The sequence below is a fragment of the Patulibacter minatonensis DSM 18081 genome, assembly GCF_000519325.1.
Taxonomy (GTDB): domain Bacteria; phylum Actinomycetota; class Thermoleophilia; order Solirubrobacterales; family Solirubrobacteraceae; genus Patulibacter; species Patulibacter minatonensis.
The window spans coordinates 3922091-3932520 of the sequence record NZ_KI912613.1; the positions used below are offsets into that span (position 1 = coordinate 3922091).

The 10430-nt window shown below is 67.9% G+C and carries 9 protein-coding genes and 1 tRNA gene; 6 read left to right on the forward strand and 4 right to left on the reverse strand.

Features of this window, described 5'->3' with window-relative positions; genetic code table 11:
- Window position 1: 1 nt before the first annotated feature.
- Together PATMI_RS0118290 and PATMI_RS0118295 are read left to right on the forward strand one after the other, a co-directional pair.
- On the forward strand, window positions 2–733 hold the full coding sequence (locus PATMI_RS0118290) for a hypothetical protein (RefSeq protein ID WP_026911928.1): 732 nt from the start codon (window positions 2–4) through the stop codon (window positions 731–733).
- Window positions 616–4047, forward strand: a complete 3432-nt coding sequence (locus PATMI_RS0118295) for an NACHT domain-containing protein (protein ID WP_157260845.1) — start codon at window positions 616–618, stop codon at window positions 4045–4047. The genes PATMI_RS0118290 and PATMI_RS0118295 overlap by 118 nt, the downstream gene beginning before the upstream one ends.
- 408 nt (window positions 4048–4455) lie before the next feature.
- Here the strand turns inward: PATMI_RS0118295 and PATMI_RS0118300 are convergent, their stop codons facing one another.
- A complete protein-coding gene (locus PATMI_RS0118300) occupies window positions 4456–5580 on the reverse strand; it encodes an SIR2 family protein (RefSeq protein ID WP_026911930.1) in 1125 nt (374 codons plus the stop codon).
- Window positions 5581–5887: 307 nt separating this feature from the next.
- On the opposite strand from PATMI_RS0118300, the gene PATMI_RS0118305 reads away from it, so the two are divergent.
- Both PATMI_RS0118305 and PATMI_RS0118310 read left to right on the forward strand, forming a co-directional pair.
- On the forward strand, window positions 5888–6070 hold the full coding sequence (locus PATMI_RS0118305; protein WP_026911931.1) for a hypothetical protein: 183 nt from the start codon (window positions 5888–5890) through the stop codon (window positions 6068–6070).
- Window positions 6071–6162: 92 nt separating this feature from the next.
- Entirely contained in the window at window positions 6163–7179 is a 1017-nt protein-coding gene (locus tag PATMI_RS0118310; RefSeq protein ID WP_026911932.1) for a hypothetical protein, read from the forward strand.
- A 20-nt stretch (window positions 7180–7199) separates the two neighbouring features.
- Here the strand turns inward: PATMI_RS0118310 and PATMI_RS0118315 are convergent, their stop codons facing one another.
- Complete coding sequence (locus PATMI_RS0118315) at window positions 7200–7580, reverse strand: type II toxin-antitoxin system VapC family toxin (protein WP_026911933.1); 381 nt, start codon at window positions 7578–7580, stop codon at window positions 7200–7202.
- Window positions 7577–7819 (reverse strand): AbrB/MazE/SpoVT family DNA-binding domain-containing protein, encoded by a 243-nt coding sequence (locus tag PATMI_RS0118320; RefSeq protein ID WP_026911934.1) that lies wholly within the window; start codon window positions 7817–7819, stop codon window positions 7577–7579. Before PATMI_RS0118320 ends, PATMI_RS0118315 begins: the two co-directional genes overlap by 4 nt.
- Window positions 7820–8754: 935 nt before the next feature.
- On the opposite strand from PATMI_RS0118320, the gene PATMI_RS0118325 reads away from it, so the two are divergent.
- Window positions 8755–8943: a helix-turn-helix domain-containing protein gene (locus PATMI_RS0118325; protein ID WP_026911935.1), complete on the forward strand. Its 189-nt coding sequence runs from the start codon at window positions 8755–8757 to the stop codon at window positions 8941–8943.
- A 166-nt stretch (window positions 8944–9109) separates the two neighbouring features.
- Here the strand turns inward: PATMI_RS0118325 and PATMI_RS0118330 are convergent.
- Window positions 9110–9182 (reverse strand) — tRNA-Arg (locus PATMI_RS0118330).
- A gap of 80 nt (window positions 9183–9262) precedes the next feature.
- Here PATMI_RS0118330 and PATMI_RS31390 point away from each other — a divergent pair.
- A complete protein-coding gene (locus PATMI_RS31390) occupies window positions 9263–10423 on the forward strand; it encodes a ribonuclease Z (protein ID WP_211241749.1) in 1161 nt (386 codons plus the stop codon).
- Window positions 10424–10430 lie beyond the last annotated feature (7 nt).

The window sequence follows — 10430 nt, forward strand, 5'->3', positions numbered from 1 at the left end:
GATGCCGGCGCTCGACTGGGACAAGTTTTCGGCGCTGCGCGGGGCGCCGGAGCACAACTTCGAGTTGCTGTGGCGCGGCGCCATCCGCCGGACGTATGCCTCCAAGGGGCAGTTCCTGTCGACGGCGCAGCAGCCCGGCGTCGAGTTCCATTTGCGTCTCACTGCCTCGTGCGACGCGCTGGGCGACCCGCCCCGCTGGTGGGGTTGGCAGTGCCGCTGGTACGACGTCGCGTCGGGCAGGCAGATCGGGGAGCGTCGAAGGGAGAAGATCGTCGAGGCCATACGAACGACGGAGAAGTGGCTGCCGGATCTCACCGACTGGGTCCTGTGCACCCGGCGCCCATTGACGCCAGCCGACCAGTCCTGGTTCAACGGCATCGAGACCGACATGAGCCTCCACCTGCTCACCGGCGACGATGACCTGCCCGATCTGTTGGAGGGCGACGCCGCGCCACTTCGCGAGGCCTACTTCGGCGAACTCGTTCTCACGCCTGAGCGGCTTGCACGCCTCCGTCGGGAGGGAGTCGCCGCGGTGAAACGACGCTATAACGCCAAGCTCCACATCAAGGTGGAGGCCGAGAAAGTCCTGGAGCAGGTCCTTGCCCGGCCAGAGGCGTGGCCGGTTCTTTCCCGGCGCGCCGCCGCACTTGGCAAAAAACCAAGCAGCTTGCGGAGGACCTCCGGCAGCTCGCTTCCGACCACGAGGCGCAAAACGCCATCGGTCGGCTGTTGACCGATGCCGCGCAGGTGGAGGAACGACTGCGCAAGGTTGTCACGGAGCTTCAAGCTCACGGACCTGAGCCGGCATCGAGCCTCGCGGCGGAGGCCTGTCTCACGCAAGTTGGCCGCCGCGAGGCCGACAGGGTGATGGCGCGGCTGCGCAAGGACCGCCAGCCGGCAGCGCTGAGCACTCACATGCTTGAAGCGGAGCTTCGGCGCGCCCGCCGGCTGCTGGCCGGCTTCGCGGAGCGCATTCGCCCCGAGATGTGGGCGGTGGTCGGTGATGCAGGTCGCGGCAAATCCAACCTGGCGATCGCGCTGACTGCCGAACGCGGCGAGGCTCCCGCCGGCATTTATTTGCAGGGCCGCAACCTCTCGCGGACCAGTGGGCTTGAAGACCTGTTGGTACCCCTCCTGTCCCGACCTCAAGGCTCATTCCGCGACCTTCTGGAGGCCGTTGACGCTGCTGGAGCGCGCGCCGGTCGGCGCGTGCCCATCGTCATCGACGGGCTCAACGAAGCCGAGGATCCGGCGCGGTTCAAGCCGTTGTTGAGCTCCCTTCAAGTAGCCGCCGCGGACTTCCCCAACGTTCTAGTGCTCCTCACGCTTCGCGAGTCAGCGTTGGGGTACGCCATGCCCGACGACGCACCCGCCCGGCTTGAGCTGCCTGGGTTCGTCGATGAGTTCGACGAAGCCGTCGACCGCTACTTCAACCACTACAAGATCCGACGCGGGGACGCACGACTTCCGCAGCGGCTGCTGCGCCAGCCGTTGCTGTTGTGGATGTTCTGCGAGGTCGCCAACCCCGGCCCTCCAGAGGAGCGGCGTCCAGTGCCGCTGTCCTCCCTCCCGGCGACCCCCGTGGCTCTGTTCGAGGCATTCCGCGACGAATCGGTTAGACGCATAGGCACCGAGCTACTTGGTTGCGGAATCCCTGACGTCGCGAGCGGTCTAGACAAGGTCGCGCTGGCCCTCTGGGAGCGGCGCGCCCGAGACCTTCCGTTCGAAGAAGTGCGCGCCATGATCGATCGCGGCGCAGACTGGAACCACAGCATCGCCCGCGCTCTGGAGGATGAGGGTGTTCTGATGCGCGAGCCCGCTTCGTCTTGGCAGCGCCAGCCCAGCGGGATCCTCTTCGACGCTTTCGCCGGGTTCCTCATCGCCGACGCAATCGTCCGACACGTCGGCGCGGGAGGCATCGAGGCGTGGTTGGCAGACACGAAGAACCTCGCCAAGCTCGACTCACAGGACGAGGCTGGACATCCGCTGGCTCCGGACATCCTGACCGCACTGGCCGGTGTCCTGCCGCGTCGGACCTACCGGCAGTTGTGGCCTCACCTCGATGGCCTGCGACGCGAACAGGCGCTGGTCGACGCGGCGGACCTTGATCGCGGTGCGGTTGACGTCGAGACCGCAGAGGCACTTGCGAACGTTCTGCGCAGCGGCTCAATGTGGGCGTTCAGGCAGATCGTGGATCGACTGACCGACGTGCGAAGCGATCCGCATCACCGTCTGAACGCCGACTACATCGACCGCGTCCTGCGGACCCTGCCGGTCGCCGATCGCGATCTGCGCTGGACCGAGTGGGTCCGCAAGACCAACGAACCCAGCTGGCCGCAGCGCGATGGGGCACTACAGCGCGACATCGAAGCGATTGGCAGCCGCTGGCGCGAGCGTCACGAGCGCGACGGGACTGACCGGCTGCGCGCGGTGTGGGTGTCTTGGCTGCTCACGAGCACCGACCGGCGGCTCCGCGACTGTGCGACCGAAGCTCTCTACCGTTTCGGTCGCGACGCACCAGGAGAGCTGTTCGAGATGACCACCGGCGCGCTGGACCTGGACGACCCATACGTGCCCGAGCGGCTGCTCGCTGCTTCCTACGGCGTGATCATGGCCAACCAACGGCCAGGAACTGACGACTTCGATGGCGTCTACGGCGAGTACCTACGACGGCTCGGGGAGACCTTCCGCGGAGACGCCGCGACCCAGCCGACCAGTCACTGGCTGATGCGCGCTTATGCGCAGGGAGCGTGGGACATGGCCTCCGCACTTCGGGGCAACGCGGCAGCTCCGGCGGAGTCCCTCTGGAAATCGCCGTTCGCGGCCGCGGCTGCGCCGCGCGGCGACAGCGAAAAGAGCAGTCGTGGTGAAGAAGTGCAACGCGCCTTCGGCATGGACTTCGAGAACTACACCGTTGGGGGCCTCTACGACGACCGGTCCAACTACGACAGCACGCACGAGGCGTACCGCGCGGGGCTCGCTGCGATACGGGGCAGGATTTGGGACCTCGGCTGGCGCGATGACCGACTCGGCGGAATCGATCGGAGCATCGCCGAAAGCCAATGGCGAGGCGGGCGCGCAGACCATCCTGACCGTGTCGACCGGTACGGCAAGAAATACGGCTGGATTGCCTACTACGAGCTCGCCGGCCGACTTGATGACGCCCGCGTGCTCACCAAAGACTCCGCCGAGCACATTGTCGACCTTGATCCCTCGTTCCCCGACAAGCCACCGCCCCTGCCGGTGGAGATTCCTCGATGGGCCCGAGCTACACCCGTAAGACTGTCTGACTGGGTCCGCCGCGGAATCGTCACCGTCCCGGACGAGTTGCTCGCGCCCGCGGAGCTCGCCGGCACCGACGGTCCGTGGGTCGCGGTGAACGTCGTCCTGCGCGACCTCAACAACATCGCTGGCCGTCGGGCCTGGGGCGTCGTCGAGGCGCTGCTCGTGACCCCCCAAGTGGCCACCCAGTTCGAGGCAGCAGTCGGCGCGTCGTCAGGGTGGTCCGGGACACGCTGGCCTGGGGACCCGAGCGACTACTACACGTACGCTGGCGAGATCCCGTGGTCTCCGAAATTTGCGGCCTCGGTCATGCGCTGGGAGGAAAATCCCTATCGCTATTGGCTGGAGCTCCCTGGTGTGGGGACGTGCGACGCGGAGATCGTCAGCCACCGCTTCGCCTGGGAGAGCCACCACAGCACAACCAATCAGCAAGGCGGGTTGCTCGTCCCCTCGCGGCGGCTGACCGAGGCGATGGGGCTGCTCAGGTCCCCGGACGGCCTGGACCACGTCGATAGTGACGGCCGCGTTGCCGCTCGCGTGTTCCTCTCGCCCCCGCACTTCGAGTCTGGCAACGCGCTCTACATCCGCCGAGATGTGTTGGAGGGCTACGCCAAAAGCCTTCAACGTGAGGTGGTCCTCGTGGTGCGTGGCGAGCGCCAGCCCGACTACGAACTCGTCAGAAGTCGGCCGCAGTGGTACCTGAACGCTGTCAGATCGAACGCCCATGAGTGGGCGTTCGGTCGTCGGCTTAGCGACCTCGGCTAGTTGAGTTGCCTACGGTCTCCGTGAACACGGGACCGCATTGCCCCAGAAGAGGCGACGGCAGTTTCTGGCGGTAGGAGTCGCACGGCGGAGCGCCTCGTGTCCGACCGGTGGCCTGTAATCGAAGGCCGAGCGCGGTCGCCCGTGGCTGTATCAACCGACAGATGCATCTCTGGCTGGAACAATTGTGTCCCGTTCGGAGCGGATGGTGGGCGGCGTTGCGAGAACGACGCGCCCGGTTGGTGCGATGGGCGCTGCACGGTGGTCGGTTTCGACCGAGACAGAGTGGACGTCGCCAGGGGGTCGCGAAGAGGCGGAAGGTCACTTCGCGACGGAGCTGATCGTCGAGGACGACCCCTGGCGTCGGCCCGGACCGATCGGCAGCGACCGCGGGAAAGTCCTCACCGGGCCTCACGGTATCGGCGGCGACTGCTCCGCGGGCCCGGTGTCGGAACCGAGAAGGTGTTGCAAACCGTCGCCGGCTCCCATCTCCAGATAGGTCATTCGGTTAGGTGGACGCTCCTGTCCTTCGGGGAGCCAGTCTGGGTTCAGCCGGGCCTTGAGACCGTCGCGATAGTCGGGCCCGGATCCGCGGCCGCCCCCAGAGGACCAGGACGGATCGATGACGACGATCCCACGCCGATGGTCGGCGGCTAGCCACTGCTCAATGATGTGGTTCACGTGATCGTCTCGGTAGGCGTAGCCGATTGAGATGAGCGTCAGCGCTCCGGCGAGTCGCTGTTCGAATTCGCTCAGCATCGAGCGGAAGGGCCCGCCGCCCTTCAGTTTGCCGCGCTTGCCGAATACCACCTGGGGGGCACCATGGTCGTCGATCCTGGCTACCGCGATCGCTTCCCGTGCGATGTGGCCTAGCTGCGCCTCGGAAGTGGCTGCTCTCCAGTCGATCGAACCGTGCAGTTTGAGGAGTCGTACGCCCTTCTCCGGGCCATCCCAGGAACGGTGCGACGTCCAGGATTCAATTCCGGTTGAGACGTCGATGCCTCGGGCGGCACCCTCCTGTTCGACGGCAAGATCGTAGTTCAGGGTGGTTACGTCCACTCGCTTGTCTCTTGCCATCTCAAGCAGCGGACCGAGGTACGCCGTCTGTCCCGGCGGGATAGCCACGAGCTGCTTCAGCTGTTGGACCATACGGTCCGCGAGCCCGCGGTAGACATCGCCTGTGCCTTGCCCTGTGGCAGATCTAATAAGGGCGACGACCTCATCGCGAGCGGTGTCGAAGCCCGGCTTCGCGAGGGCTTGAGCGAACCGCTTGTCCCAGAACGACGGCAGCCGGGGTCGGTCCCAGACGTCTACCGCAGGATGCCACGAAGCGACAAACGGGCTCACTTCGAGATCGCGTCGTTCGGCGAGGAGCTCGACCGCGGAATAAACGCGCTCTACGTCGAGGCTGCGGAGTGGGTCATGCCCAGCCGCGGCGTCATACGCGGCGATCGCTCCGCAGACAAAGTTCAGGGCTTGTCCCGCCTGGTCGAGATATCCGGCTTCGTTGAACGACGCGAGCAGCTTCTGGGTCATCTGCAGAGACGTTGGAGCTCCGGCTTCGACCGACGCGCCGGCACCCAAAAGAAACATGGGGCTTGAGATCAGCGGTCGACTGGGGTTTGTCGCATCGTTCACCTGGACATCGTAAGCCGCGAAATGCAACGCGCGTGGGCGGCTGTCACGAGGCCCCTACACCCGAGTCTCAAAGGACCGGCCCGTTCAGAGCGCGGTGCCTGTTGCGGTTGCAGTCGCCGACTTCACCGCCCTGCGTGGTCACCGTCGACGGGCGCACGTAGGCCCGTCGCTACTCCTGAGGCCGGCGTTTCCGAGGTTTGTCCGGATGGTGATGCGCGATGCGCTGGACCGCGTCCCGGTAGCGATCACGATCATCTACTTCGACCCTCGGGAGCGGGACCTCATGCCGAAGATTCTCGGTGTGAGCTTCGTGCTTCTGAAGTCCGATGGGATCTACAACAAGTTCAACGACAGATTTGGTGCCGGGCCCGGCAGCGGCGGTGCATAACCGACGCTGACTGGGCGCCGGGTGTCGCGTGGCATTGGACGCTGGCCCACGGCCCCGTAGCGTCGGCGGCCGAGAGTACGGTCGGTTGGTACATGACGGAGACAGGGGAGCGAGGAAAGGCGGGCGCGGGTAGCGACGTGCGCGACGAACACCTGGATTGCACTGGCCAGCGGCCCGAGCTGACCGAATCTACCGCGGGTGTCCGTCGGCGGTTCTGGCCGACGGCAAGCGCCGGCCTGATGGCTGTGGGAGGGAGCGCGATCGTCGCCGCATTTGCGCTGAACGCCGGCGCGAAGGCCGAGACGTGGTCGGCGATTGCCGCATGGCTGACTTTGCTGGTGGCGTTGGGTGCCGCTCTTGTCACTGTTCATCAAGTCGTCGAGGGGCGACGGCAGAGGGCCGAGGACGACGCGGCCGCGCACGATCGGCTTCGACAGCAGGCGAAGCAGGCATGGGACCTACACGGGAGCCAGCTCGAAGCCCAACGCGAGCTGGCCGAGCAGGCAGCTCAGCCTTACGTGGTGGTGTTCGCCGAGGCAAAGGTGATGGCGTCAGGCAACTACGCCGAACTCGTCGTTCGGAACGTCGGCAAGACACCGGCCTACGACGTGCGATTGACTTTTGATCAGACCGTTATGTCTGAGCTCGATCGTTCGGAGACCCACCCGCTGCGGATCCCCGACCGCTTTCCGGTCCTGGCTCCGGGCCAAGAATGGCGGACGCTCTGGGCGGATCTTCGCCGCGAGCTCGACGACGATTCAGCTTGGCCGCCACTCACTACCGCCGTAGCTGATTTCAGACGAGCTGGGGGTCTTGCACCCATCGGTGGGCCGTTCGAATATCAGCTGGATCTCCGATCGCTGGTGCACGGTCATATCGTCGAGTACGGGGCTCACGACGGCGCGAAAGCTCTGCGCGAGATTGAAAAGACGGTGAAGCGCTGGCGCGGTCTTTCGGGCCAGTCCGTTCAGGTCGTATCGCGTGACGGTGACGCACGAGACCGCCGGCGAGAGCGTGAGAAGCACGAACGCGGGCCTCGGCCGTTCGGCCCTTGGTCGCTACCACCGGCGCCAGTGACTTCTCCTCAGCCGGGCGACGCAGAAGTCTGACTCGACCCGCGCCGTCTGGGTCACCGCAGGAGACGAACAGTGACCGGAAGGTCGAGGTCGGCCCAGACACGGTCGGCGGTCAGCACCTCGGGTGGGCTGCTGCGAACCGTCAACGCGAGGCAGCATCGGTCGCCGAGGGAGAGCGATCTTCCGCCGTCGAGGGCACGCATGGCGCCGGCGAGTTCGGCGTCTTCTTCGGTGACCGGCTCGATTGTGACGCCCGCGGCGGCGAGGAGTTCGCGGACGCGGGCTACGTCCACGTCGACGTCGATCAGCTTGCCGACGACCTCGGCGAGGTTCGCCGCGCCGAGCTTCGCCGACTGCAGCGCCCCGGCGACCACCGCGGCCCCTGGCTCGTCATGGACGAGCGCGAGAACGGCAGAGGCGTCGAGGACGGTCATTCCGACGCGGCGGCCTGGCGGCGCTCGGCGAGTAGCTCGTCGACCAGTGACCGGGACTTCGGTACGCCCGCGGCGAGACCCCGGAGCTCGGACGCGGCGTCCTTCTGCGACTCGATCACGAGCCGGCGACCGGACAGCTGGAGGTGTAGGCGGTCGCCGGCCGCCAGACCCAGCTCGGCTCGCACGTCGGCGGGGATCACGAGGCGGCCCTGCTGCCCAAGTACAAGAGTGGCACCCATGCCGAAAGTGTGGCACGAGTGCGGGCATCGTGCCACTTCTGCTCGGGGCGGAGCGGGCCGGTGCCTGCCGTAGAGGTCTTCCCCGGGTCGAAAATGTCGAAAGGGACCAAGCTCGAGTGCGAAGCCGTTCGCCGTCCGCCGCGCTCGGGCTCCGGGACACGAGCAGACTGGGCGCGAAAGCCCAGTGGTAACAAGCGCCCACTGGTCACTCGGGGTGGTCGTCCGCGCGGTGATCACTCGTTAGCACCATCTCGGCCTGACGCCGACGGATGTCCGCAGACGTCCGGGCCGGAAGGTCGGGGGGCGTTGTCCCCGCCACGGCCGGGCGACGCCTGCCAGCCGAGGTCGAGCGCGGCGTTCGGTCCCTATGGAACGCGCCCCCCGCTCTCGTCGCACGACGCCCTAGTTCACTGCCGGTCGCGCCGGAATGCGCGTAGTCATGGGTGCCTGACCGATCCGGTTTTGGGTGGACGGGCCGGCCTCGCAATCCGGCGCGAGCCGTCGACGCCTGCCGGCGCCGGAAACGTAGAAGAAGGAGAGAGAGCCGGGTGGCGACTCGTTGCGCGGGTTCAGACGTGGTCGTCGTCCACGTCGATCTCCTAGACGGAGATCACCGAGGCCACCTCACCGCGAAATCGACTTCGTCGATCCGCGCACACAGTATCCACCCCTTGGAGAGGGCCGATTCGAGCTGGTCACTCAGGACGCGGGCCCCCGCACGGGCGACGCGTACAGGCCGGCGAACGGCCGGCGCCACGGCTGATAAGTGACTCGGTTGCCTCTTCGCCGTCCGACGTTTGAGTCCACGCGACGGGCCATCCCGCGCCCGGTGGTCACTAGTGCCCATTGCCGCGGCCGGTGCGCCGATCTAGAAATCGAGCATGGCTTCGGCCTTCCCCGATCCCCGGCCCCGTTCGCTCCCCGGAGCCGTAGGTGTGCGCGCTCGCCCGCTCACCCGCGACGAGGTCCTGACTGCCGCCGAGGTCGCCGATCTCCTGAAGCTGCCGAAGTCGACGGTCTACGAGCTCGCCCGTCGCGGGGTCCTGCCGGCGGCCCGCCTTGGGCGGACGCTGCGCTTCGTCCGGTCGGACGTCGAGCGGCGCGTCCGCGAGCCGCTCAACTGATCGCCGCGTCCATTGGCTCATCGGCGCGTTCCCGAGGCCCGACGCGGCCCCGCGGGTGCTCGGCCGCCGAAGTGGTACCCGCAGGTGGTACCCGCACCCGAACGACCCCCATGACGCCTCACCCCGGAAACTAAGAAACCCCCGCAAACGCGGGGGTTTCGTGGAGCGCGCCCGGCAAGATTCGAACTTGCGACTTTCTGCTCCGGAGGCAGACACTCTATCCACTGAGCTACGGGCGCCGGTGGACCCGACTCGGTCCGCGTCGGAGTGTAGCGAGCCGACCGGCTGACGCGGACACCGACCCACTACCCTCGGCCGCGTGAACCTGGAGGTCCTCTTCGTCGGCACCGGCGGCTCGGCGCCCACCGCGCGGCGCGGGCTGCCGGCCATGCTCGTCCGGCGCGGGGGAGAGGACGTCCTGGTCGACTGCGGCGAGGGAACGCAGCGGCAGCTGATGCGCTCGAGCGGACTCGTCGAGCTCGACCTCGTCCTGCTGACGCACCTGCACGCCGACCACTGGCTCGGGCTGCCCGGGCTGCTGAAGACGTTCGACCTGCGCGAGCGCGAGGCCCCGCTCCTGATCGCCGGCCCCGTCGGGACGACCGCGGCGGTCGAGGGGCTGCTGCGGATCACCGGCGGCGTGCGGTACCCGCTGACGGTGCAGGACGTGGAGCCCGGCGACGAGCTGCGCCGCGACGGCTGGACCGCGGAGGCGATCGGGGTCCAGCACCGGACGACGGCACTGGGGTGGGTCGTCGCCGAGGACGACCGGCCCGGCCGCTTCGACGTCGACGCCGCGCGCGCCCTCGGTGTCGGGCTGGACGATCCCCGCGAGTTCGGCCTGCTGCAGCGGGGCGAGACGGTGCGGGGCATCCGGCCGGAGCAGGTCACGGGGGAGAAGCGGTTCGGCCGACGGATCGTGTTCTCGGGCGACACGCGCCCGTGCGACGCGGTCCGCAAGGCGGCGTGGAGGTGCGACCTGCTCGTCCACGAGGCCACGTTCCTGACCGAGCACGAGGCGCGCGCGCGGAAGACCGGGCACAGCACCGCGGCGCAGGCTGCGGCGCTGGCGGAGGAGGCCGAGGTCGGCCTCCTGGCGCTCACCCACCTGTCTGCTCGGCATCGTCCGTCGGACGCCCTGGCAGAAGCCCGCGCGGCGTTCGAGCACACGGTGCTGCCACGGGACTTCGACGTCGTCGAGGTCCCGTTCCCGGAACGCGGCGACCCCGTCCTGCACCCCGGAGCCGGGCGCGCGCCGCGGGGTGGCGTCGCCCGCCCCGATGTCGGCCCCGCGCTCGACGATCCGGAGGACGACGCCGCCGAGGACGGTGCCACCGTGGGGGTTCCCGACGCCGTTCCCGCTGGCGCCGGCTCCGCACCCGACGCCGACGCGCCCGCGTCCGACGCCGCTCGCTCCGACCACCCCGGGGACGACCCCGGCCCCGCCGACGACGCTGCTAGCCTCCCGTCCGCTCGTTAAGCCGGTC

Bases quoted from the DNA above. Each gene is read 5' to 3' on its own strand.
- PATMI_RS0118300 (WP_026911930.1), bottom strand. From the start codon at position 5,580: ATGACCCAGAAGCTGCTCGCGTCGTTCAACGAAGCCGGATATCTCGAC.
- PATMI_RS0118310 (WP_026911932.1), top strand. From the start codon at position 6,163: ATGACGGAGACAGGGGAGCGAGGAAAGGCGGGCGCGGGTAGCGACGTG.
- PATMI_RS0118290 (WP_026911928.1), top strand. From the start codon at position 2: ATGCCGGCGCTCGACTGGGACAAGTTTTCGGCGCTGCGCGGGGCGCCG.
- PATMI_RS0118320 (WP_026911934.1), bottom strand. From the start codon at position 7,819: ATGGGTGCCACTCTTGTACTTGGGCAGCAGGGCCGCCTCGTGATCCCC.
- PATMI_RS0118315 (WP_026911933.1), bottom strand. From the start codon at position 7,580: ATGACCGTCCTCGACGCCTCTGCCGTTCTCGCGCTCGTCCATGACGAG.
- PATMI_RS0118305 (WP_026911931.1), top strand. From the start codon at position 5,888: ATGGTGATGCGCGATGCGCTGGACCGCGTCCCGGTAGCGATCACGATC.